A 24,567-nucleotide genomic window follows, 5' to 3' on the forward strand; every position below is an offset into this window, starting at 1 on the left:
CAAGCAAAGCTCAGTGCAATCGCAAGGCAACTCAACGAACGCCCTCGCAAGACCTTGCAATATCAAACGCCAGCAGAGAAGTTCGCAGAGTGTGTTGCGTCGACCGGTTGAGATCGCCGCCTAAAATGGACATTGATGCTCAATGTAGCTAACGGCAGGTTTGAACCCGTTTTACCGAATGCAGCGCGCAGAACGCATGTCGTTTGTCATGGTCATGCGCTATAGGTTGTTTGAAATCTGCCGAGGGTATCCCATAAGATCGGGAGAACTTAGCCATCATTTATCAGGAAAAACAATTGATGAGCCGAGTTGAACGCCTTTCTCTCTATATTGCGCTGACTGCCCTGACTGCTTTCGCTATTGATGGCGTGCTGCCAGTAATGCCGATAATAGAAAGTGCTTTTGACGCTGAATCTTCGTTCTCAGGCGCGCAAATTATTACAGCCTTCGTGTTGGGCATGGCTGCCGGAGAATTGTTGATTGGCCCCATCAGCGACGCCTTCGGACGCCGCCCCGCTGTGATTTCTGGGCTGGTGGTGTTTGTCATTGGCACAGTGGTCGCCGCCACAGCAGAAAGCTTTTCGGCTGTGATTTTTGGAAGGTTCCTTCAGGGCATAGGCGTCGCTGGACCGAAAATTGGAACACGTGCAATGATCCGCGACCGGTATGAAGGCGCGGACATGGCTAGGATAATGTCGGTGATTTTCACCTTGCTTATCCTTGTGCCGATGATTGCGCCCACATTGGGTGCTTTGATCGCAGCCGCCGCTGGTTGGCGAGGCGTGTTCTGGTCGTATCTGATGTTGGCGGCGGGGATGGGCGCATGGCTGTGGCTGCGACATCCCGAGACGCTGCATTTTGAGAAACGCGTGCCCTTAAGTCCGCGCAGGTTGTGGCGAAATATCCGGAAAATGCTGTTTCGCATCGACGTTATGCCCATTGTCATCGCAACCGGTTTCGTCTTTGGCGCACAACTTACCTATTTTGCGGTGGCTGCGAACCTCTTTGGCGCGGTTTATGGTGTCTCGGCAATGATGCCCGTGTTCTTTGCACTTCTGGCAACAGGTACTGCGTTGGCTCTTGTGTTTAACGTTTGGCTGGTCGGGCGCACAGGGATGGAGGTTCCGATATTTGCGGGGCTAATGGTGCTGGGATTGTCGGGGACAGGGCTTTTGATCGCTGCCGTAATTTGCGGTGGTCACCCTCCGCTGGTCTTTCTGCTTGGTCTAACTTGGTTTCTTTGCCCTCGGCCTTTTGTTCGGCAACCTCAATGCGTTTGCTATGCGCCCGCTCGGAGACTTGGCGGGTCTCGGGTCGTCCATCATTGCTTCAGGTTCCAGTCTAGTGGCATTTGCCTTTGCGACTGCTGTAGAAACGGTCGTTGTCGCTCCGGTTTGGGCCCTCGCGTGGGCGTTCACCCTTGCCGCCCCCCTCTCCGCGTTCTTCATCTTACTCGCAATTCCGGCTGGGTCTCGAAAGCAGTTTTTTCAAACTATGCGCAACCAGAAGTGACCCAGCGGACAATGCCAGATCAATTCGGAAGCAAAGCCCTAATTGATCAAATGGCAGTCGCTGCTTGCAGCGATGAGAGGGGCGGCTCTTGGAGAACGTGGAATGATCGGGAATAGGATCCGTCAGACCCAGCTTGCAGAACCAATAACATGCGCATCATTCGTTATGGCTCAATAGAAGGACGACCCGTCGTATTGTAAAACTCAGACAAATGTTGGCGAACACTGGACAAACCAATTGCCCGAGATACGTGGTCAGATGGAACAGGATCCTCAATCCCTCATATCCACAAGGAAGCTGATTCAGCCAGGCGTTCTCAAATCAAGAAGGGTTTTCCAACAGAATAAGACGTGAGCAGACCTTGACGGTCGTCGCAGCGATTTGGTTTTATTCTGGCGCTCGGACTCGTGGCCGGACTTCTCAATTACTTGGTGGTTGACCTCCTTTGAGTTGAAGATCAGCAGGTAAAAAAATCGCTGCCTACGTCAGTGTCATCTTTTCGGAGGAAGCTACACTGGTTATTTTGCACCCAAATTGTTTACAGTCATCTTTCCACATAACTATTTGAAACTAATTTCTTTATCATCCGTTTGATACTTATGTTGTAGCATTGGGAACTATGGTTTCTTTATTTTTTCTGCAAGATCAGAAAATCGCGATTATGACACAGATTAGGTCCCCAAGGTTGTTGTCACTGATTGTAATTCTGCGGAATGCGGCTTCTTTTCTTAAAGTGAGCCTTGTTGTTGTCCTAGCTTTTGTAAACCCACCGGCAACCGCTAACCCCCTAGACAGCTCATTAACACCGATGCCGGAGGAGCGCTTTCCCTGTGCAGCCTTCACGGATGACGCGACCTAGGTTGACTTTTCTATCAGGATGCAGCTTGAGGACCGCCGTGTTCCGATGCGGGTGCCTAAACAGTACTTTGAAGATTTTTGGGATCGTAAAAGCGGCTATGAAACCACGTCGCAGCTGTTCCGCGTTGAAATTGGAAGCTTTGCATTGGTGAGTCGTCCAGAAACGTCAAAACGCAATCGCGTCGGTGTGCATAACTGGTTTACCTTCAATACTACCGACGTTGTCCCTCTCGATGAAGTGGCGGCGATTCATCTGAAACTGTCTATCTTGATAAAAGATCGAAAACGCATCTCTGGTGTTTTTACTCGATTGCCCGGGCCTCATGGATTGTATGAGTTGGGATTTTCAGGGGTACAGCTTCAATTCCGACGTCCGGAAAATGTGTATATAGTGGAAACGCCGAGCAAAGGTTTGACATCCGTCTTGGAATGCGACGCTCCTGAATCCGTTTTGAACCCAGACTGCCAGCTCAATTTTCGTGCGTCGGGCATGGATGTGACCTTAAATTTCCAACGTTCAGACCTTCCGAACTGGCGCAAATTTCAAGCCGATACCACTCGTTTTTTAAACTGTGCAACATCCTCAGGAGCTTGATTTCTCATGACGACTTTCGACCTCGCAACAATAAATGCACCTATCATTTATAGAAGGTGCGTTGTCAGAACGTCCAGTTAGCCCGTGGGCTGGATGCTACGGGCTCACAAAAATGACGCACTATTGGGGAAACCAAGGCCGAGCGATCAAGGGCTAAGAGATCACACTCAAGCCGCGACTCAAATTTCTCTTTCGGGTTTAGCAGAGACCTGATCCAGTTGTTGCAGCGAAGTGCATTTTATCCTGTGTGGATGGCTCCAGCTTTGCAAGCCCTTTTCGGTGATTGATACATTGTCAGATGCAGTCTTGTGTCCGGCCTGTTAGCGCGGCACATTTGACCGCTGGCCCTGATGGTTTCCACGAACCAAGCCCCATTCCGCAGTGCGAACATCAAGCGTTCAGGACAAAACACGGGGTATCTTGGTTTTAGGGCTGACAATTTTTCCATCACTTCATTGGTCTTGCAATCTCTTGTTCTTGATCTCTAGGGTTAGATAACTCTTACTTTGTAAGGTTCGTTGCGGGTTAAAACAGCCCAGATTATTCGCGCTGTTTTGTTGGCCATAGCAACCGCTGCCAACTCGGTTGGTTTTCGTGCCAGTATATCTGCAAACCACGGATCAAAGGCTTCTGGTGTCTTGGCAATCTGCCGTACTCGGGACACCATGCCTAAATAAAGTAAGCGTCGAATGTACTGGTCTCCCATCTTTGAGATGCGTCCCAGGCGTTCTTTTCCACCGCTTGATTTGTTGATTGGCGTCAGCCCTAACCATGCAGCAAACTCTCGACCATTGTTGAACTGTTTGCCGCTTCCAATCGTTGCTACAATCGCCGAAGCAGTAATCGGGCCGACACCCGGAATGGTTTGAAGCCGTGCAACGCGTTTCTCACGCTTGGCAATCTGGATTATCTCGCGGGAACAGCGTAGAATTTTTCCATGTAAAAACAGCATCTGGTCACCAAGCTCGACGATCACATTGCCAGCAACTTCAGGAAGGTCTGGCTGTTCTCCGTCAAGATAATTCTTCGCAAATTGAATAGCATGACCAACGCCCTGGGGAAGGACAACGCCAAACTCGGCCAATTGCGCCCGCAGCATGTTGATCATTTGTGTTCGCTGCCGGACAATAAGATCACGGGTCCGATGAACCGCAAGTATTGCCTGTTGTTCAGGTGTCTTCACTTCGACAAACCGCATTGTAGGGCGAGTGACTGCTTCGCAGATGGCTGCTGCATCAACAGCAACTGATTTACCGCGTTTGACATAAGGCTTCACGTGAACTGGCGGGATCAGCTTGACGTTATGACCCAGTTTGGTCAATTCGCGCGCCCAGTGATGACTCGTCCCACAAGCTTCGATACCAATGAGGCAGGGATCTAAGCATGCAAAGAACGGCAACATTTGCGATCTTCTTAAAGCACGGTTGAACGCTACATCTCCATTGTCGGCGATACCGTGGACTTGGAAAACGTTCTTAGCCAAATCAAGGCCAATCGTTGTAACTTGCATGGGGTGGCTCCTTTCAAACAGTTTATGACATCTGCAGTATGGCGCATTACGACGCCGATGGTGCAGGAGCCATCCACCCCATCCGCAATGCAGCCATCGGCGTGTATCGCGGAGAATGGTCGGTTCTCTGTTTCCTCAACGCCCGCAAGTTCGCTCACGTGGGCATGACAGATCGCACGAACGATAGTTCTTTACCTAAATTCCAACCGCAACCATACGCGACCTAAACGTTCGGCTCCGCAAGCTGCATATCGGACCGTTCCGGTAATGATTTGCACGAAACGAGCGCCTAGTGCTCGAGGCTGTAATCATCAACGGCCGCTAGAATTCGAAAGTCGCGTTCGTCAGTCAGAGCATCAGGCACTAAATCAAAACAAAAGCGTTGGTTTGGTCTTTCCGGCAGTACCTTTGGCTGGCACGTGCCCAAGGGTCGCCGTCCAGCGCCCGCGCCTCATCGGATCCGATGTTTCCCTTAGTCTTTGCAAAACGTTACCGAGATCTTCCGTGCCCCCGACATCTGTCAGCGGACTTAGAGAAAATATATTGCTCTTTGATCATCGATACGATCCGTTCGTCTTTAAATCGTGCCTTTATAGCTGAGTTTTTTTCTTCGAAATTAGGACAGGCGCAAACTCAAAGATTCTCCTTGAGTCTGCGCCTGTTTCTCGAGAAAAACCTCGGTGAGTTAAGGTGCAAAGCCCGTTTTTGAGATGAAATCGATTTCGACGCAGATGTCTCTGAACCCAATAGTAGGATCAGTCGTGCGATACTAAGGTATTATCTGGCGCGTAAATTACCTCAAATTTCTCAAAAATATCCCCTCACAAGAGATGTCGAAATTAAGGTCCATCCATCTGCAACCACGAAGAATGCCAGCTTGAATGGGAGGGACACAACGGCTGGAGGAACCATCATCATACCCATCGACATAAGCACGGCAGCTACCACAAGATCGATAATTAGGAATGGTAGGAAAACCAAAAATCCGATCTCGAACGCACGTTCAATTTCCGACAGCAAGAAAGAAGGCACTAGCAGCGACAATGGGTGGTCCTGCGTGCTTTCGCCAAGAACCGCGTCCGGCCGTAAAGCTGCGAGAGAATTAAACGTTTCGTCATCAATTCGGCCCGCCATGAATTCTCTAAAAGGCGCCATAGCTTCCTTGAAAGCTTCTTCCATTGGTATTTGGTTTTCAATTAATGGCGAAATTCCCTTGATCCAGGCTTCTGTAAAAACGGGCTCCATGACGAAGTATGTCAAAAAGAGCGCTAAACTCACGATCAACATGTTAGGAGGAGATTGTTGTAGGCCAATTGCTTGTCGAAGTATTGACAGAACAGTCACAATAAATGGGAAACAGGTTACCATAATTGCTAGACCCGGAACGATACTTAAGATCGTTATTAAAGCGATCAGTTGAACGCTTCGAGCTGCAATCGAGCCATCGTCCCCCAGTGAGAGGGATAACTCTTGGGCGAAGGCGGGCTGATTTAAAACAACCAAGAATACGGTTGCGGCCCCCATCGCCCAAACTGTTTTAAAATTCATGATCCTAGAGGCTTTCCTGAATATTGATAACTTCCGTCAGGCGAACAGCAAGCTGTCCGGCCTTGTCGCCCTCTAGTTCTTGAAGCTCACCTTTTGCTATGAGTCGATTGCCGACAAACAACTCGACGGGCTGGTCTATTGTTCTGTCGAGTTCAAGGATGGAATCTTGATCCAGAAGTAGTAAGTCTTTCACCAATGGGCGGGCTTTTCCGACCGAAACAGTGATTTCAATAGGTACCTTTGTGAAAGGGTTACCTTTCTTGCCGTCGACCGAAGAGCTATCCATAATTTGTTTCCTTATCTTCCGTTTCAAAAAAACCGTCCAAGGCGCTTGAAAACCCGTCGAGCAACCCGTCCAAATCCACTTGGGTCTCCGCTTCCCCAATGCGGATATAGACCTGCCCGTCACCCAAGGATTCTTCCTCAATTATTTTGAGGGGAAGACTATCTTGTCCTGCCGCTAGTTTTTCCAACGCTTGCCTGTTCATAGGTCCAACGACGAGTTCTACCGGGATCGAGCTTTGCGTTCCGGCCATCTCAATAATTTGGTCGGCGACGAGTGGTCCAATTGCGCTTTTCGCCATTTTTGGAAGGACCTTGGCGACCATTTCTCTCAGGAGTGGCTCTAGCGACTTTAGGATCGTGGCCCTTACTTCGTGGTACGTAAATGCAAGTTCATTGAGGTTTCGGGCGAAATCGGAAGAAATTCTCTCCTGATCAGAAACATGCGATGAAAGAGAATCGTCCCAACCAGCTTTGTAGCCTTGCTCGAAAGCCTCAAGTCTTGTTTCTTCTAGGGACGAAAAATCAAGCGCGTCGTCTTGCACGTGAGACAAAACCTTGCCGCTTTCAAATACTTCAAGTTTAAACGGTTTTGACATTACGCGGTTTCCTCATCTTCCATCCAGCTTTTCAGGGTTGCGACGGTTTCCTCTTGGCGCTCCTTAATCATTTCTCGAAGCCTCGCGACGGGATCATCGGAATCCAACTCATTCATAGAGTTCCCCGCGAAGCCGGAGGCCATTGGGAGACTAGGGAGCCCTCCTAAATCGGGCAGGTCAAAATCAGTAACGGTCGACATCGCGGGAGAAGAGAAGCTGTTATCGTCGATCTCTCCGTTTAAGGCGGGTGGTACCGAAAGGTCAAAACTGGGCATTGGGGGAATTGGCGGTGCGATAACTGGCTGCGGCGCACTACTGGCGATTTCAAGGGTGCCGCTGGTTAAAATTGGCCTTACGACAAACAACCCTAAAATAATTGCAACAAGGCCAAGGACCACCAGTTGAATAACCGTCATAACGTTGACACCCAAGGATGTAATCGTTGAAATTGTGGCCTCGGTGCCAACGTCGGCAAGCGGCTCAAAGGCCATGGATTTGATCGTTATGGTGTCCCCGCGCGATTCGTTGAAGCCCACGGTTGATGCGACAAGGTCTCTCAAGGATGCAATTTCTTCGTCGCTACGGGGTTGGAAGTTCTCGCTTCCATCTGCTTCAATAGTTCGCAATCCATCGACCAATACCGCGACACTTAAGCGCTTTATTGCTCCAGGAACCTTGAGGATTTCCCGCTTAACTTCGGAAACTTCGTAATTTGTGCGCTCCCGGATTTCACTGTTTTGACTGGTGCTGGTATCGCCACCACCTTCCGCATCTCCTGCGGGAAGATTGCTCGCAACAGTAACACTACCGGATCCACTTTCATTTGAATTTGTAGAGCGTTCTTCTGTGTCGGTGCTGATTGCAACCCGAGAATCAGGATCGAAAGTCCGCTCGAAAATGGATTCACTGTCGGTTTCCGTCTCGACGCTTACTTCTACAATAGCTTTTCCGACCCCAACCCGCGCCTCAATAATACGCTCCACACTTCGGCGCATTTCAAGGGCTTTATCGTCCGATGAACTCCCGCCAGACAGCGAATCATCGGCTCCGATAATCACTCCGGCGCGCGCATCGATGATTGACACATTTTCGGGAGTAAGACCCGCAACGGCTGATGCCACTAAATTTCTTAACGCCCGCGCTTGTGCACCGTCCACACCCGCGCCTTGACTGGAAACCGTCACAGATGCTGAAAGGCTCGTGTCGCGTCGGAAAGGTTGTGATGATGAGTTTGAAAGGTGAACTCTCGCGGCTCGAATATTTGGGCTGACCAGAATTGTCCGCGCTAATTCCCCTTCTTTTGCGCGCCAATATGCAGCATCGAACATTTGCGACGTTGTTCCAAATCCGGACAGCGTATCAAGGAGTTCGTAACCCTTAGTACTATTGGCAGGAAGCCCTTCTGCCGCAAGCGTCATGCGCAACTCATCGCGGCGGCTCGAATCGACATAAATCGATTCCCCTCGGACTTCGTAGTCAACATTGCGCTGCTCAAGGCTTTCTACTACATCCCCTGCCGCATTCGCTTCGACGCCTGCATATAAGAGGGCCATTCCGGGATTTGCGGCAATACGGGAGAGCCCCAGAATCGCCGCGAACATGGCCACAGTAGAGACGACGACCATTATTCGGCGGCGCGGGTTGAGAGAAAACCAAACAGACAGGAGCTGTTGCAAATTGATATTCCTTTATTCAGGGCTTCTGCCACTTCTTCAAAAATGACTTTCTGCGAACAGCCTTAACAATCGGTTAGTTTTCGTCTGCCTATAAAGAACATGTTGAAACTTAATGGTGATGACATGGCCGACAATGAGCAGCCTCCTGGCGAGAACGAACAGAAAAAGTCCTCCAAGAAACCTATGGTCATAGGTTTGTTCCTATTGCTTCTAGGCGGAGGCGGTGGCTTTGCTGCCGTTAAAACAGGGATGATTTTTGGCCAGCCAAGCGATGATCCGGAAATTGAACATGTGGAAATAGATGCGCTTCCCAATGTTGAGTTTGTTCCTCTAGATCCGTTGCTCATTTCACTGGGTGGTCCGGGCAGATCAAAGCATCTTCGCTTTACGGCTCAGATCGAAGTTGAGCCAAAAAGCGTTGCGGACGTTACGCGATTGGTTCCGCGCATTGTTGACGTCCTAAATAGTTATCTTCGGGCAGTTGATATCACCGAACTTGAGAGCCCGTCCTCGCTTATTAAGCTACGCGCGCAGATGCTGCGTCGTATTCAAATGGTAACTGGCGAGGGACACGTCCGGGATCTTCTCATCATGGAATTTGTTTTAAATTAGGAGGTTCCTATGACACTTATTGCCGACATATTACTCATCGCTGGCGCCCTTGGTTCCGCTATCTACTGCATCGTACTTTCCCGCCGACTCAAAAAATTCAATGATTTGGAGCATGGAGTGGGTGGTGCCGTGGCTTTGATGTCGACCCAAGTTGACGATATGACCAAAACTCTATCCAAGGCCCAAAACGCCGCAATTTCTTCCACTTCTTCACTATTAGAGTTAACGACGCGTGCTGAAAAATCCGCGCAACATTTGGAACTTCTCGTTGCTTCCTTGCACGACTTACCAAAAGCGTCTGAGCCTGAGTTACGCCCGAAGGATGATGAGAAAGTCGTTGAGTATGAGGATCTTCAGTTTTTGAGGCACAGTCAAAAACCAAAAGAGGAGACTACCGCATGACTGCGAGCAAGCGTTCAACTCCGAAAAAAAGGAAAGCGAGGCAAGGCCGTTACGCTCTTTTCATTGTTTCGGCGCTTTTTGTAATGTCGGGAGTATTAAGGCTCGGTGGTGGAACCGGCATCGCCATAGCTAAGGAAATTGAAGCGCTTCGTGCAAATGAGAGTGATGGGGAATCAGCTTTGTGCGAACCAAGTGCTGGTATTGCAAATTTGCTTTCTGACCTAAGTTCACGAGAAGAACGCGTCATGAACAGAGAACTCGCGCTTGAGAATCGTATGGTCGCTCTCGAGTTGGCAGAGAAAAAATATTCTGAGAGTTTGGCCGAACTCATCGAGGCGGAATTGGCGCTGGACGCCACTATAGTACGAGCGGACTCCGCATCAGAATCGGATTTAGGCCAGTTAACCGCGATGTATGAAAACATGAAGTCAAAAGATGCCGCCGCGCTTTTCGAAGAAATGGATCCAAACTTTTCATCGGGTTTCCTCGTGCGAATGAAGCCAGATGCCGCGGCGGATATTCTGGCGGGGCTCAAACCAGAAACCGCTTATGCGATTAGTGTCATTCTGGCGGGCCGAAATGCCAATGTTCCTCGAGAAGGCCTATAATCGAAAAACATTCTTAACACCCTTTTGCCATAGTGAGTGCAACAAAACTGAAATGGATCGATTTACGCTATGCTGGGAATTATTGGAATCATAGTCATATTTGTTATGGTATTTGGGGGATATCTCGCCGCTGGCGGTAAGATGTCAATTATCCTGAAGTCTCTTCCTTTCGAGTTTATGATGATTGGTGGCGCAGGTACTGGCGCATTTTTGATCTCTAACGATGGAGCCGGCGCGAAATCTACAATCAAAGATCTTGGAAAGGTCTTCAAAGGCGTTAAGTGGAAGCACTCAGACTATCGAGATATGCTTTGCCTGCTTTTTGAACTTATTCGTTTGGCTCGTCAGAACCCCGTTGGGCTTGAGGAGCACATAGAAGCGCCAGAAACATCGTCAATTTTCACAAGATACCCGAAAATCCTGTCGGACAAAGAGGCTGTTGCACTCATTTGTGATACCCTTCGCTCGGCATCGATGAATTATGATGACCCGCATCAAGTAGAAGAAGTGCTTGAGAAGCGCATGGAGGCCAATTTCCACCATGCGATGCACGGAAGCCACGCTATGCAATCACTTGCGGATGGCCTTCCTGCACTTGGAATTGTTGCCGCGGTTCTTGGCGTTATAAAAACAATGGCGTCCATCGACCAGCCGCCAGAAGTTCTTGGGAAACTAATCGGCGGCGCTCTCGTTGGTACCTTTTTGGGTGTATTTTTAGCTTATGGATTGATGGGTCCATTCGCTGCAAAAGTACAGTCTGTTGTAGAGGAGGATTCACACTTTTATGGCCTAATTCGAGTGGTCTTAGTGGCAAATCTACATAATCATTCGACAAACATTTGTATAGAAGTCGGCAGGCAGAATACGCCAAGTCATAGTCGCCCAAGTTTTAGCGAACTGGAAGAAGCTCTAAAAGACGTGAAAACCGAGGCCGCATGAAACGGATCGTTCAAATAGTTTTATTGTTGTTGGTTTCTTTTCCAGCATACTCCCAAACAATTATCGCTAGATCTGGGGAACATGAAAACTTTTCTCGTATTGTTTTGCCTTTTCAAAATGCGGTGACCTGGGAAATGGGGCGGTTTGATGGTGGATACATTGTACGATTTGAAACGCCAATTGATGAAATCGATTTTTCAAATGTGTATCGGCTAATACCGAGAACGCGGATTTCCGATCTCGAGTTTTCATCGCAGAAAAACGAAATTAGGCTGTTTTTGAATTGCACCTGCCATGCAAATGCCTTCGATTTCAAAGAAGGGAAGCTGGTTTTGGACGTTTTAGATGGCCAACCAATCTCGGGCTCTCTGTTTGAAAACGCTCTAAGGAGTATAGAAGATGAGGGGCCAGACGACAGAACTGTGATCGCGGCTCAACCTATTATTCGATTACTTGATACCAATGCGCCTCTTCAAGAAAAGAAAGACAATGATGTTAGTAAGTCAGAAATTGACAAAGCAAAAAATCATGCGCTAGATTTTGCTTTAAAACCACTGCCAGCTTCAGAACGCGGTGTTTCATTGTTGTTCGATACATTTCCTAGGCTTTTGAACGAACCCGCTAACACCGCCATTGCAGAAATTTCTAGTGGCAAAATAACAGGAATGGAATCGAGGTTGGCCAACCAAATTGGGCGCGCCTCCACCCAAGGTCTTCTAGAACCAAATTTGCTGGAAAGGCCGACCTTTCCACCTCAACCGATCATTCTGAATGAACCGCTTGCCTCAGGAAGTGTTGGCCCGACTGCCGAGGTTCCCAACAGAAAAGCTCCACATATCCGCATTCAAGCAACAACCAGCATTGATCAAGGCGTGATTGATGCGTTTGCCAACAGCGGTCCACTTCGAACGAATGGGCTAAAGAACGAATGTCTACCGAAGGAGGCATTTAGTGTTGAAAATTGGGGAACCGAGGGGGCGATATTCTCGGGAATTTCTAACGCTCGCATTCGGCTGTTTAGTGAATTCGACGCAGCATCAAATGAGGCGGCCGAAAGCCTCGCAATGGCGTATATTTACGCTACTTTCGGTAGTGAGGCAATGCAAGTAATTAGAACACAAAGTACTCAGCTTAGTAACCATAATTTGCTTTTTGAAATTGCTTGGACACTTGAGTATGGCAGCGGAATTCAGGAGGGTGTCCTGTCTGAACAGCTTAACTGCGCCACTGCGGGTGCCATGTGGGCAATTCTCTCAGGCAATGAGATTCCGAAAAACCATTCCATTAACCTACCTTTCGTGAAGAAATCGTTTTCTGAACTGCCACTACATCTGCGCCGCTATTTGGGCCCACGATTGGTGGAAAAGTTTTTACAAGCAAGCGATCGCAAAACTGCAGTAGAAATTAGGAATGCAGTTAGTAGGGCGGAAGGGCAACACGGCGACGAATTCACCTTAGCGGATGCCAAATTAGAAATTTCTCAAGGCTACTCGATTAAGGCAATAGATTCATTGTCAACGATTGCTGGAGGTGGCTCGGAAACCTCAATCGAAGCTCTACTTGAAATTGTTCAAAATGAAATTCTAAATAAAAAACCCATTTTAAAATCTAGAATTCTGGAACTCGAAGCTTTGACGTTTGAATTGCGAGGTACTGAAATAGAAGCCAAAATCATACCAACGTTAGTAGCAGCTATAGTGAAAAACAACAGTCTTCAGAAGGCGTGGGACATCTTGGCAGCGTCATCTGAAACGAACGTTTTGACACCAGAAATCAGCTTGAGCTTGTTTTCTCAAACTCTGATTGGGGCATATGAGAATATGGACACTGCGAAATTTCTTGAGTTTGTCTACACTAACGAAGAATTGATTGTTGCGCTGGACCTTTCACGTTCTTTGAAACAACGCTTGGCCAAGCGACTAGTTGACAATGGGTTGTCAAGTTTTCCGGTAAAAATTTTAGGAATTCAAGAGCAGGACGAAGAAGGTGACGCTTTGATATTTGCCGCCGCTGCCAACAATAGAAACGAGCCGCACATGGCTGTAGAGTTGACAGCAAATTACCCCAACAATGAGACAGCTACACGAATCCGAATTAGAGCCGCAGTTTTGTTAAAAGACAATAAGCTTAGAGCTTTTGAGGAAGCTAAGCTTGGCAATGATGACGCAGCCATTGAAGCTCAATGGAGAGGTCGAGACCTTGCGGCCATTTCTAGGCAATCATCTTCAGACTTGAGTGCGGCTGCAACGCTACTTGATGTTCAAGATAAAACTTCCGTGGAGAATAAGGTCGAAGATATCAAACTTGCTTCATTGAGGGGAAAACTGAATGAAATTCGTAACGTTAGGAGAGTCGCAACCGAACTTCTAGTTAAATTTGGGGGCCCTTTAGGAGATAATTGATGCGGTTTTCTTTTCGGAATAATATTGCCAGAATCCCCCCCAAAAACTGGTGGTGTTCGAAAGTAGAATTTCTCGGCAAGATAACTGAGGAGATTTTTGATGAAGACAACACTATTTAGCGACGCACAGATAATGGGTCTCTTGAAGCATGCCGATCTCTGTACGGTGTCGCGTACATGGAACAAACAACGCTTGAATGGTACCCATTTTACCGGAGACTGTTTAGCTCTTCTCAAACGACTTTACTAAACGTGTTCATGTTTGCATAGAATGCCTCCTCTGCTTCGGTTGTTGAACCAATCGGCCCATTTGAAGGTTTCCCATTCGACAGCATCAGCAGACTTCCATAGGACATAATCTATGTATGGCTTCGGCTTTGAGCAGGCCAATCATTGTCTCTGCCAGCGCGTTTTCCTTTACCCAGCTGATACAAAGTATCAATGAGAGGGTCTGTGTATTTGATCGACAGATATCGACTGCCCCGGTTGCCGTGATGGATCAGACTAACAGCGGGCTGTCGTTCGTAAAGCGCTTGTTCCATAGCATCCAGCGCAAATTGTGTTCGCTGTGATCTGGATGCCCGCCGATCGGCAATCTTGTTGGCGAGGTGCCACATACACAAAACCTTGCCACGCCGAGACATAGCTGAAGTCTGACACCCGGAACTTGTTTAACACGGTTGCGCGGAACTGCCTGTTCAGACGATCCATTGCGCAAGGCAGCGCCTTGTCCGGCAAAGTTGTCTTGATCTTCTTTCCGCGCCTACCACCTTCGATCCCAGTGTCATGCATGAGACGTTCAACAGTGCAGCGCGCCAAATCAATGCCTTTCCGTCTTATGGAATTCCACAGTTCGCGAGCACCACCGACCTGCTATCCCCCAAACACGCTTTGTCTCAGGGCGCAGTTCAGCATCCCGCTTTGCGGGAGCCGACGATTTGTCCAGATTGTTCTCGACGGCGAGATGTGCATAGAAAGTCGAGGGGGCAATCTGCAAAACACGGCAGATAGGCTCGCCCCCCCACACCTCTCGGTGCTCCTTATAAAGCTGATCATTTCCGAAACGGGCGGTCGTGCTGCGTCCCGTTACGCGGCAACACATGCTTGCATGTGTTGCCGCGGGAGTAAAATACGCTAATGCTTTCTTCAGGATTTCGTTGGCCTGTCGGAGTTGGTGGTTTTCTCGTTCCAACGCTTTGATCCGATCCCGTTCAGCGGTCGTTACGCCATAACGCCGACTGCTGTCAGTCTCAGCACGCCGAACCCAAGCACGTAGCGTACTTTAGTTAAATATCTGTTTCCACATTTGTTCTTTTCCATAACCCACCATCGTTACTCCTGGGCCTCCGCAGACAAGCGGCGGTTCATCTCCTCCTCCTCCATCTCCTCACTTGGAGAACAAACTCACCCTAAACGCCGGACATTTCACGGTAGAAGGTCACCCAGTTAACTAAGCTTTGAGCATTAACAAGCTTTCGGGAGGGAAAACCATGTGATTATTGCCGCCTATGCTCGGTCTGGGGCGTTTACCCATTTAGGCTGCGATACTCGCCGAATAGGCCATGCCACCTACTGAGCGAGTGCATTCACCCTTGCGAAGTATGAAGAGCGCTCTCGGGAATAAAACCCACGCCTTACTTGAGAGGGCATGGGTTTCAAAAATATAGTTTGGTCTCCTATGCTCGCAATCGAATGCGGATTGGCGAGGCAAGATCCGCACCGCATAGGTCAGCAGATAAAATCGAGAGTGTAGGCTCTACGTTTCCACTAATCAGTTACCCTGTTTCTGTTCGTCAAACTCAACTTCAACTTTGTATAGATATCGCGCGCTGGCTGCCACATCGAGTTTGACGTCAAACGTGAGATAGTGCTGACCACCGTGCTGCATCGTCCAGGAGGTTTCGCCCTCGTTTCCCACATGAACTACATAGTGTTTTTCGAAATTATCGGCGGTCACAATGGCGCTATCGTTTGGCACAACACTATGATTTTGCTGCACATTCAGCGAGTTGCCCTGAGCATCGTATTGGTAATGATATTCAGCGATCGAACGACCAACATTTGTGGTGGCAATGACCCGCAGGATGCCCCACCGCGTTGCTTGGTCTACATTCCCACCATTAAAAGCGCGGTATTTGACCGGAATTGTGTAATAGCGAGAACCCGTTACGCCAGAGGCCCCGTAGTTTTTGACCGCACAATTTAACAAAAGCTTATCTTTAATTCCGCACATTGGATTTGTGGCTGCATCAACAGTATCAACGGCCTCCTTGATTGTTGCCTTGCCGCCGGACGTGTAATCCGTAAACCCTGAGGTATCGAAATCAATGCCGGCGAGATCCGTCAATTCGAAAGTATTCGCAGTCGCGGAGGCAACTTGATAGTGAACTCGGTTCACTTCCGTCATACCGACCACGCCATTGATCCAAACGACATCGCCGTTTGAGTATCCGTGGGCCGCGGACGTAACTACGGCTGGGGTCGCCTTTGTGATCTCCGTGATCGGATGAATCGGTGCTTGGAGGGCGGCCTTTCCGTTCGAAGTATAGGAGTTGAAACCTGAACTATTGGTGCTGTCCAGTGAGTAGGTTTTGCTTGTCAGGATAGTGACGGTGTAAGTGTTGCCGTTCAGCTCGGTCATACCAGAGACGTCACTGACTTTCACTTGATCGCCAGTTGCAAGCAAGTGATCCTCTTTTGTTGTAACAACGGCGGGGTTCGCCCGTGTCACACCCGTGATATCCGCGATGCGTGTTTTGGTGCGATATCCGGTTGTCACGTCAACAGTCGCTCGCTTGCCTTGCATAATCGCACGATCAAACATACTCGATTTCGCAGGGCTGAAAAGTTCCGGCTCAAGGCTTCGAATGCGCGTTAAATCATCGATCTGAACAACAGTGTGATCCGCAATGTAATGCCATTGTGTTAGAGAATAGACATCACTTTCTTTGACGATGAGGCGGCCTTCTTTGCCTCCGCCCAAACCACTGTACGGCGCACGAAGTCGCTCAATACGGCGGTTGAACGTCGCGGCCATTTCCAAGTATTCAGCCTTCAAAAGTGGGGCGCTTGTGTTTGTAGTTCCTGCACCGTTTTTAGAATGAACAGCGCAATCGATCACCGTTTCCCCAAGGCCCCGAAGATCAACTCCAGAGAGGCCAGATTGCGTGACACTATCGTTAATATTGCGCCACGTCGGACGAATGCAGGGATGGCACTGAATGATCCCATCCGTTGAAATGCCTGTGATGTTCTCATAAAGAATATCTTGTGACCATGTATTTGCGTCCATGTGCCTGATTTCTTTGGCAACGCAATTCTTCACAGTGATGAAGCGCGAACCTTCTGTGATTTGAGGTGCGTATCGTAGCTTCTCAAAGTGGTAATTATTATAGGTCAAACGGTCACAGGTCACGGTGTAAAACCCATCGCTCCACCCAGATGACCAACCTGAAACCTGTCCGCATACTTTCCCGTTTTGCACGGTACTGTCGCACAGATACCTAAACGATAGGCTTGTCGCACTAACGCACTCAACGTTGATCTGATCCATATGAAACTGCGCGGGCGCGTAGGATGTAACAGTTGTCGACTCTGCCACAGTAAACCAGAAATCCAGCGCTTGATCGAGGAGAATGGTTGTCCCGTCGATCGCCGAAATTCTGCGTACACATTGCTTATGATATCCCCACCCGGTCTCAACCGCCGTATCGGTGTCGATGTGGATGAGGTCGCCCACTTCCATGTTGCTCACGCTCGTGAGGGTAATATAGCGGTCAAACTGAGCTGCATCTGCTGCAAGGGTTGTGTCTGTGATCTGAGGGGCTTGGATGCGCAGTGCCGAGTCCATAAATAGGGTTGTATTTCCGTCGGAAAACCACCGATGAACAACCCCACGGTTGAGATCTATGTTATTAGCACTGCTCCCAAGGTGAATAATCCCATCGGGAAACTTGAGCGGTATATTCGCCGCTAACGCAGCAGTCACCGCAGCGTTAAACTCTGTCCCAACATCAGTGCCGTCGGTAAGAACCCCAAAGTCTCGCGCATCAATGTACGTAAGCTTCTGGCGAGAATGGTATTTGAAAACAAGCGCGGCGCTCTCGACACGATACCGGGATACCTTTCCACCAAAGCTTTCATCGGCCATGACTTCAACAATATCGTTTTCCGAAAGACCACCTAGGGCCGCATTCGCCTCTCCCTTAGTGTCATAAAAATTAACATCTCCGGACGCTTCGGCTGCAGCCAATGCCTGAGTTGCGGACACCTCCGCCTGGAGTGCGTGTCCCGCAGAATTGGTCGCCTCGACCGCGGCCAGTGCGGCGCTAGCGGCAGCTTCCGCCGCGCTCAGTACCGCCTCATCCGAAGAGACTGACGCCGCCGATGAGGCAATTGCAGCGCTGTTCGCGGCGTCGTCAGCAGCTAAAGTGGCAACTGAGGCCGCCGATTCAGCCGCGGAAACTGAGGACGCAAGTTGCACGATATACTCGTCGACTCCCGCATCTTCTGGTGGTTCAACCGCCAGAAGATCGTCAAGATCGTATTCGCCAGCGCTCGGGACAATGATACTGCCGAGGTCGAAGCGTTGTGATGGAAGCGGGCTGCCTACAAACACGGCTACGTCGTATCGCGTCCCGCGCACACCTGCCGCATTTGGCCATAATTCAGTTAAAAACGTCCCGTCGTTATTGAAGCGTACCGCCAAAGAGTTTGGTAATACTGTTCCATCATCGGTATCGAACCCGCTCAGTGTAAATTCGATATACGAACCAGCGTCGGGTACGGTGTCGTTTGGAAGCGACACGATGCCGCTGATTGTTGCTGTAGTTAATGGCATGATGCTGCTCTCTTTTATCGGGTTTTGTCACGGTTCATGGGGTGGCGTGTCCGAAGAGTTATTCGCCCGTTCCAGAGTCGGTAAAGGAACGGTGCTTCAAACTGATCTGGTGCCAGGGAAGTAATGTCGACGGGTAGGCGCAGAGGCAGATTTACCTTTCGCACCTAAATCCAAAGCAATAGATCCCAGAGGTATTGCGGTTTCTATGATGTTAAGTCTTCGTTTGCTTCAGCTTCCAAAATATGGAAATAAAACTAAAGATTGCCTTCGACAGCGACCTGATCAGAAATGAAATTTTAACTAAGATCATCGGGCGATAGCATCAGTATTCGCCTTAGGAATTGGAGTTTGATCTGGTTCTAAACGGCAGTTGGAGCATCCATTGCCAAAAAAAGGTCGGATATGACGTTTTTTGTGTTCGCACACCTGCGGTTATCCGAATGAGTGTGTTTGCTTTTCAACAGCCGCGAGACAGCGTCAACTAATTGAAAAGTGTTCGAGCAACCCATCGTTTAACTCTGCAGGGCCGGTCAATGCGTATCTAAGAAACGAATAGGCGTATTTTTATCAATGACTGCGGCCGTAAGTCGACCAGTATGGTACGCCCCAGTATCAATCGAAATGCGCCCATTTTTTGCGTGGGCATCTTCGACCACGGTGTGGCCATGGGCTACCCAGTAGCCATCCGAGCGTGGCGTTTTGAAAAACTCTGGGTGCCCCCAAAGATAGGTTGATGGTTTTTGCAACGAGAGGGGAAGCGCGGGATCAACCGCCGCATGGACACAAACCAAATTACCGTTCCGAAAAAGCAGAGGCAATTCACGCAACCATTGTTCAACTTCGTAGCTCAAAGCCGCTTTGAGGTTACTTGCGGCCTCCTCAAGTGCTCTTGGGCCAGCCCCTTCGGCCACTCCGCCGACACCAAAACTCGCAAGAGTTTGCAGCCCACCATTTTTAAGCCATCGGCTACCGGTTCCAATTGGATTGTCTAAAAATTCAATTAACATTTTCTCATGGTTGCCCATAAGGCATGTCACGCGTTCGGATTTGTCCAATTCATACAACCATCGTAAAACTTCCGCGGAATGATCCCCGCGATCCACATAGTCTCCCAAAAAAATGAGATCATGGGGGCTTTCCAAGTCGACTTTTCGAAGTAACTTCTGAAGTAAGTCAAACCTGCCATGAATGTCGCCCACTATTACGCAAGACCTATCCACAACCATCGCGGATGTGAATGCAATATCTTCGGATTTTTTTCGATTGCCAGTAAAGCGTTTTAAAAATGTTAGCATAATGAAAAACTAAAGAAGTGGATCAGATAACCAACAGTAATCGAAATCCGCACTATGCGCCAGTTCCGCAATTTGTTTAAGCACCTGCGCGTAACGCCACGCACCGAATGGTCTCAAAAAAAAGTGCAGTGTCTTGCCTAATGCTTGCGTTTTTCAAGTACTCTAAATCCACAGCCGTCTTCGCATAAGTGCCCGCGGTGCCTTCGATATAGCCTAAGCGTACCTGGGCGAGTCCCGAAATTCCTGGGCGCACAGAATACCGAGAGCGGTAGTTGGGCACAGTCATACAAAACTCTTGAGCATGCTCATAATAATCCGGCCGCGGTCCGATCAAGCTCATATCGCCAATTAGGACATTTATCAGCTGAGGTAACTCATCGATTCTGCTTTTCCTTAGAAACCTACCGGCAATTGTAATACGATCGTGCTCAATTGGGTCTTCTAACCCCCGCTCCAGCTTGGAAATCGGCCGCATGCTCCTAAATTTATATGCAATAAAGGGATTACAGTTCTTGCCCATTCTTTTTTGCTTGTAAATCAATGGGCCCGGGTTCCAAAATGGATTAAGAACGATCAAACAAACTGCGCTGATGAGCAATGCAGGCAAGAGCAAGATGCTTAAAATGATATCAAACACATGCTTTGCCACCCAAAAGATACGGGTTCCACCAATAAAAGCCGGGATTTGTTTAGACGTAGCTACAGGTGAGAACGCTGGATCAGAATCAATAAATCTAAAACTATTCATTTTTCTCGCGCACCACTACTTACAGTTTAAAAAATTAACGAATTCTTAAGTAAGACGTAAATCAAAAAAACGAATAAAATGGAAGTCAGTTTTCATTGAAAACAATCAGATTCCTAAAAAAAAATACAAGAAATCGACGCATTCAATCTATGGTTGTGCGGAGCGGGACGGGACAGCAGAAAACTGTGAAAACGAATGGAATTTTGGCTGGTCGCTGAGGGTGATTTTAACCACCAGGTGGCGATCCGGTGAGGGTTTCAGTTGCCTTCGAACCAACGCTATGTGAAAACGTGACGAAACAATTATTGTACTACATATTGGTGGACATGGCAGATTAGAAAACTAATCAATCATTTGTAGGCCTCGTTGCAATATTCATTAATCTTGGAAGCTAATGCCTTGACCGATAAAAAAATGGTGACTTCGTCCCGCATGACATCCAGCACAACAGACGACGAAATCGATCTAGGGCATTTATTCCGTACCTTTTGGCGCGGAAAATGGTGGATTGCTCTGACAACGATTATTGCTTTCACATACGGTGGATATCAAGCCTATGTCGCGGCAACTCCAGTTTACACCGCGCAATCCTATGTGGTGCTAGAAACCCGAGTCGAGCAAAGGGCCAGCCTGCAAGGCGTTGTCTCTGGATTGGGGGGCGATTATTTGGGCATGCTCACTGAGATTGAAGTTTTGCAATCTCGGGAGTTGATAAGAAAACTGGTGGTGCGCCTTGACCTGCTCCAAGATTCTGAGTTCAACAGGCAAATGCCCTCTAAAGCGGCCACTCCTTCAGACCCGGTTAAATTTAGTGTATGGTCGATAATACCCAATGCTAGAAATGCTTTAAAGGTGTTAATTTTTGGCGAAACACCCCCAAGAATAGAGCCTACGCCAGACGAGATCCTAGATTCAACCGTTTCCAACGTGTTGGCCAAAATATCGGTAGCAATGGTCGAGGCGACCTATGTCTATGAAATCACGGCCACAACAACGGATCCCAAAAAATCCGCACTCATCGCGAATACACTCGCTGACGTTTACATTCTCAACCAGCTAGACGTTAAGTTTGAGGCCACTGAGCAAGCGACAGCTTGGTTGTCTGGACGTGTCTCTGAGCTCCAAATTGCGCTTGAGAATGCAGAAGCTGCGGTAAAAACATTCAGTGTTGGGACTACTCTTGTGAGTCCCGCCGCTCTGGAGGGCCTAAACCGACAAGTAAAAGATCTCCGAGAACGACTAAGTGGCGCGGTGACTGCCAGCAAGCTTGCAACGGCGCGGTATTCCGCGCTTGAAGCAGCATTCGAGACAGGCGATCGCGCGCATATGGTGGATGTTGCAGGAGAGAGTTCTTTAAAACGCACTTTTGATCTCGTCGAAAAGGGTTCGATCAAAACTGAAGTTTTCGACACACAGTTCGAGCGAGAGATTGCGCGTGGAAAAATAGACGTGACGCGATCTTCCACCCAAGAGGCCGCACTTCGCAAATCTATGGACGAGTTGGAGAAGGAAATTGGGCAACAGTCTCAAGACCTTGTGAAATTGCAGCAACTGCAACGCGAAGCAGAGGCCAGCAGGCTTATCTACGAATATTTTCTCGGTCGTCTAAAAGAAACCGCAGTTCAGCAGGGAATTCAACAAGCAGACAGCAGGGTGCTGTCGCTTGCTGTTGTTCCAAAAGCCCCCTCGGCGCCTCGAAAATCGCGGATTATGGCGATGTACGGAATTGTCGGCTTTCTTTTTGGAGTGGCTTTGATTTTTCTGAGGGAATTCCGCCATAACAATTTCCGTTCTGCGGAAGAACTCGAAGCATCCACCGGATATACCGTGATGGGTCAGATTCCGATCATTCCGGGTCGTAAGCGCAAGGTGGTTTTGGAATATTTGGTTTCAAAGCCAGCGTCCGCCGCTGCCGAAGCCGTACGAAATTTGCGCACCTCCGTCCTTCTGTCGAATGTTGATAAACCGCCTCAAATCATCCTTTCAACTTCGTCCATACCTGGGGAGGGGAAAACCACGCAATCAATTGCTTTGGCTCAAAACTTCTCAGGTCTGGGCAAGAAAGTCCTTTTGATTGAAGGGGATATGCGGCGTCGGGTCTTCAACCAATACTTCGATATTCGCGAGGAACGCGGCATTCTTTCGGTCATTTCCGGAGTGTTCAAGCTCTCGGATGTGGTTACCCATCACGACCAACTTGGCGCGGACATTCTTGTCGGAGAAAAAGCTGCTACAAACGCCGCAGACATCTTTGCTTCAGAAAGCTTTGCAAGAGTTCTCGCAGAAGCTCGTGAGATTTACGACATTATTGTTATCGATACGCCGCCGGTTTTGGTTGTGCCTGATGCACGTGTCATCGCTCAGTCTGCGGATGCCATTCTATATTCCGTCAAATGGGACTCTACTTCGAAATCCCAAGTCATCGAAGGCTTGCGTCTTTTTGAATCCGTAAATGCGCCTGTGACTGGGCTGGTCCTCAGTCAGATCAATCCTCAGGGAATGAAACGTTACGGATATGGCGGCCAATATGGTGCATATGCAAAATACGGCAAAAATTACTATAGCAATTAGTGATCTGAAACCCTGATTTCGAACAGGTATATGAGTTGCAATGGGGCTCTCTTTTTCAGAGAGCCCCATTGCAACTTGATAGCATAGAGCACAAAATCATATTGCCTAATTTGGGCCATCGGGCCTAGTTGACAACCCCAGCAACAGACGATGCCACTAGATTGGGTGATAGCTGCGTCAACACGCGATTCCAAGACGTTACGGGCTGTGCCGCGATGAAAATAACGTCGTTTGGACGCAATTCAAGGCGGGTTGCCAAAAGGAAGTTGGCTGCATTGCGTGCATCAAGATGCCACGCTGTTACTCCAGAGAATTCGGCGGGATTCAGAGATCCGCGCAGGATATATATTTGGGTGGGATCACCAGTTCGAGCGTCAAAACCACCTTCACTGTAAAGAGCATCAGCAAGAGTTGATTTGCGTTCAAAGGCCAGTGGAAAGCGGGCCTGTTTCTTAACTTCACCCGTTATGTAGGCGTAGTCCCGGTCAACAGCGTCAAAGGACAGCCTGCTTTGGAAATTTTCGCGACGCTCGCCAAGGTCAGCACGGCGAAGTCCAACTTCTGCATTGAGTTCGGCAAGGGCTTGATTGCGAGACGATTGACGATACTGCGCCAACTGAATTTGTTCGGAAAAATAGGCCTGCGCTTTATCGAGTTCAAAGTCAGAATCTACAAATAGGCTGTCGCCGTCAAGAAGCTGGATGTTTTGCAAATCGCGTCGCGAGTAAAGTTCTTTGACAGGGATTTGGTAGAGCGTGCCATCACGGAACAAGCGAATGGCGGCAAAGTCCAAATCGGTGAGGGAAACACCGCCGGCAGCGGAAAGGGCGTCATTCAGTTTCAGGCGGGATAGGCTGATCGGCACGACGGTTGGGTTGTTGACGGCCCCGCCGATTGAAACCTTTTGCGAATTGAAGCCCGCGATCTCAAGGCTAAATCCGGGGTTAATTTGAGCTTCGACGAGCTTGTTGAAGATTTCGTTCTCGGCTTCTTCAAGGGTAAGTCCCGCGAGTTGCACCCGCCCGACGTCAGGGATCGAAATCGCACCATCGTCTTGTACCTTATATCCTTGCCGACTGTTTTGTGCGGCCAGCAACCCCGAGAGCTCTTCAATGGAGGACCCCGCTTGGGGTGTCGCGAGCAATAACTCGTCTTCGATACCTATTTTGTATGGCTCGTGGGGAACATTTGGTGGAATGCGTGTTTCCAAAGATGCTGGGCGTTCCTGTTGTTGAAACACAGGCTCTGGAACCGCGCCACCCCCGCGTAATCCACTACCGCCACCTGCCGTTTGAAAAAATTCAGACGGTAGCGACTTGGGCGAATAAGAAGACCGATTTGCAACTAAAACAGTTTCTGGAGTGATCGGGATAAGGCGCACTTTTGCACCACTTGCTGCCTGTCCTTCGGAAACCGACGGAGCATAATAAACTGCACCACAGGCGCTAAGCCCGATTAATGCGACCAAATATAGTGCCTTCATCGGCCCACCTGCCTAAATAATTCTTTGAATACTGATAAGGCACTTTGCAGGAATTCCCCAGATCAATCCCCCCAAAGCGCAAAAAAAA

General features: G+C 48.9%; 19 protein-coding genes, 2 pseudogenes and 1 other annotated feature. Of the genes and pseudogenes, 10 read left to right on the top strand and 11 right to left on the bottom strand.

Annotation, left to right across the window (positions count from 1 at the left end):
- Both AB9F29_RS18525 and AB9F29_RS18530 read left to right on the top strand, forming a co-directional pair.
- Window positions 1-111, top strand: a pseudogene (locus tag AB9F29_RS18525) (IS30 family transposase); the annotation flags it as partial.
- A 188-nt stretch (window positions 112-299) separates the two neighbouring features.
- On the top strand, window positions 300-1,628 hold the full coding sequence (locus AB9F29_RS18530; RefSeq protein ID WP_369756755.1) for an MFS transporter: 1,329 nt from the start codon (window positions 300-302) through the stop codon (window positions 1,626-1,628).
- Here AB9F29_RS18530 and AB9F29_RS18535 read toward each other — a convergent pair.
- Window positions 1,594-1,789: pseudogene (locus tag AB9F29_RS18535) on the bottom strand (IS5/IS1182 family transposase); the annotation flags it as partial. The gene AB9F29_RS18530 and the pseudogene AB9F29_RS18535 overlap by 35 nt on opposite strands.
- Window positions 1,790-2,416: 627 nt before the next feature.
- On the opposite strand from AB9F29_RS18535, the gene AB9F29_RS18540 reads away from it, so the two are divergent.
- Complete coding sequence (locus AB9F29_RS18540) at window positions 2,417-2,965, top strand: hypothetical protein (RefSeq protein WP_369756756.1); 549 nt, start codon at window positions 2,417-2,419, stop codon at window positions 2,963-2,965.
- A 490-nt stretch (window positions 2,966-3,455) separates the two neighbouring features.
- On the opposite strand, the gene AB9F29_RS18545 is transcribed toward AB9F29_RS18540, so the two are convergent.
- From AB9F29_RS18545 to fliF, 5 genes are all read right to left on the bottom strand, one after another.
- Window positions 3,456-4,475 carry an IS110 family transposase gene (locus tag AB9F29_RS18545; protein ID WP_369756757.1) on the bottom strand — a complete coding sequence of 340 codons (1,020 nt, stop codon included), beginning with the start codon at window positions 4,473-4,475 and terminating at the stop codon, window positions 3,456-3,458.
- Between the two features lie 807 nt (window positions 4,476-5,282).
- A complete protein-coding gene (fliP, locus tag AB9F29_RS18550; protein ID WP_369756758.1) occupies window positions 5,283-6,023 on the bottom strand; it encodes a flagellar type III secretion system pore protein FliP in 741 nt (246 codons plus the stop codon).
- Window positions 6,024-6,027: 4 nt separating this feature from the next.
- Window positions 6,028-6,309, bottom strand: a complete 282-nt coding sequence (locus AB9F29_RS18555; RefSeq protein WP_082802213.1) for a FliM/FliN family flagellar motor switch protein — start codon at window positions 6,307-6,309, stop codon at window positions 6,028-6,030.
- Window positions 6,302-6,904 carry a flagellar biosynthesis protein gene (locus AB9F29_RS18560; RefSeq protein WP_369756759.1) on the bottom strand — a complete coding sequence of 201 codons (603 nt, stop codon included), beginning with the start codon at window positions 6,902-6,904 and terminating at the stop codon, window positions 6,302-6,304. The genes AB9F29_RS18555 and AB9F29_RS18560 overlap by 8 nt, the downstream gene beginning before the upstream one ends.
- Window positions 6,904-8,580, bottom strand: a complete 1,677-nt coding sequence (gene fliF / locus AB9F29_RS18565; RefSeq protein ID WP_369756760.1) for a flagellar basal-body MS-ring/collar protein FliF — start codon at window positions 8,578-8,580, stop codon at window positions 6,904-6,906. Before fliF ends, AB9F29_RS18560 begins: the two co-directional genes overlap by 1 nt.
- 123 nt (window positions 8,581-8,703) lie before the next feature.
- On the opposite strand from fliF, the gene fliL reads away from it, so the two are divergent.
- From fliL to AB9F29_RS18595, 6 genes are all read left to right on the top strand, one after another.
- Window positions 8,704-9,192, top strand: coding sequence for a flagellar basal body-associated protein FliL (gene fliL / locus AB9F29_RS18570; protein WP_369756761.1), 489 nt, complete (start codon window positions 8,704-8,706; stop codon window positions 9,190-9,192).
- A 9-nt stretch (window positions 9,193-9,201) separates the two neighbouring features.
- Window positions 9,202-9,594: a hypothetical protein gene (locus AB9F29_RS18575; RefSeq protein ID WP_335586844.1), complete on the top strand. Its 393-nt coding sequence runs from the start codon at window positions 9,202-9,204 to the stop codon at window positions 9,592-9,594.
- Window positions 9,595-9,839: 245 nt separating this feature from the next.
- Window positions 9,840-10,202 (top strand): MotE family protein, encoded by a 363-nt coding sequence (locus AB9F29_RS18580; protein ID WP_369756762.1) that lies wholly within the window; start codon window positions 9,840-9,842, stop codon window positions 10,200-10,202.
- Window positions 10,203-10,271: 69 nt separating this feature from the next.
- Window positions 10,272-11,141, top strand: coding sequence for a flagellar motor stator protein MotA (gene motA, locus AB9F29_RS18585; protein ID WP_335586843.1), 870 nt, complete (start codon window positions 10,272-10,274; stop codon window positions 11,139-11,141).
- Entirely contained in the window at window positions 11,138-13,543 is a 2,406-nt protein-coding gene (locus tag AB9F29_RS18590) for a hypothetical protein (RefSeq protein ID WP_369756763.1), read from the top strand. Before motA ends, AB9F29_RS18590 begins: the two co-directional genes overlap by 4 nt.
- Before the next feature lie 99 nt (window positions 13,544-13,642).
- A complete protein-coding gene (locus AB9F29_RS18595) occupies window positions 13,643-13,792 on the top strand; it encodes a hypothetical protein (protein WP_369756764.1) in 150 nt (49 codons plus the stop codon).
- A gap of 254 nt (window positions 13,793-14,046) precedes the next feature.
- Here the strand turns inward: AB9F29_RS18595 and AB9F29_RS18600 are convergent, their stop codons facing one another.
- The 4 genes from AB9F29_RS18600 to AB9F29_RS18615 all read right to left on the bottom strand — a co-directional run bounded on the left by AB9F29_RS18600 (window position 14,047) and on the right by AB9F29_RS18615 (window position 20,425).
- Window positions 14,047-14,394, bottom strand: coding sequence for a hypothetical protein (locus tag AB9F29_RS18600; RefSeq protein WP_369756793.1), 348 nt, complete (start codon window positions 14,392-14,394; stop codon window positions 14,047-14,049).
- Window positions 14,395-14,524: 130 nt separating this feature from the next.
- Window positions 14,525-14,635 (bottom strand) — a sequence feature (AL1L pseudoknot).
- 678 nt (window positions 14,636-15,313) lie between these two features.
- Window positions 15,314-18,382: a ubiquitin-activating E1 FCCH domain-containing protein gene (locus tag AB9F29_RS18605; RefSeq protein ID WP_369756765.1), complete on the bottom strand. Its 3,069-nt coding sequence runs from the start codon at window positions 18,380-18,382 to the stop codon at window positions 15,314-15,316.
- Window positions 18,383-18,912: 530 nt separating this feature from the next.
- A complete protein-coding gene (locus AB9F29_RS18610) occupies window positions 18,913-19,677 on the bottom strand; it encodes a metallophosphoesterase family protein (RefSeq protein WP_369756766.1) in 765 nt (254 codons plus the stop codon).
- Between the two features lie 76 nt (window positions 19,678-19,753).
- Window positions 19,754-20,425 carry a sugar transferase gene (locus AB9F29_RS18615; RefSeq protein ID WP_335586432.1) on the bottom strand — a complete coding sequence of 224 codons (672 nt, stop codon included), beginning with the start codon at window positions 20,423-20,425 and terminating at the stop codon, window positions 19,754-19,756.
- Between the two features lie 399 nt (window positions 20,426-20,824).
- Between AB9F29_RS18615 and AB9F29_RS18620 the strand changes: the two genes are divergently transcribed.
- A complete protein-coding gene (locus AB9F29_RS18620) occupies window positions 20,825-22,996 on the top strand; it encodes a GumC family protein (RefSeq protein ID WP_369756767.1) in 2,172 nt (723 codons plus the stop codon).
- A gap of 124 nt (window positions 22,997-23,120) precedes the next feature.
- Here AB9F29_RS18620 and AB9F29_RS18625 read toward each other — a convergent pair whose 3' ends face one another.
- Window positions 23,121-24,479: a polysaccharide biosynthesis/export family protein gene (locus AB9F29_RS18625; RefSeq protein WP_369756768.1), complete on the bottom strand. Its 1,359-nt coding sequence runs from the start codon at window positions 24,477-24,479 to the stop codon at window positions 23,121-23,123.
- Between the last annotated feature and the right edge of the window lie 88 nt (window positions 24,480-24,567).

The organism is Falsihalocynthiibacter sp. S25ZX9 (assembly GCF_041205405.1).
In the GTDB taxonomy this organism is placed as follows: Bacteria; Pseudomonadota; Alphaproteobacteria; order Rhodobacterales; family Rhodobacteraceae; genus Falsihalocynthiibacter; species Falsihalocynthiibacter arcticus.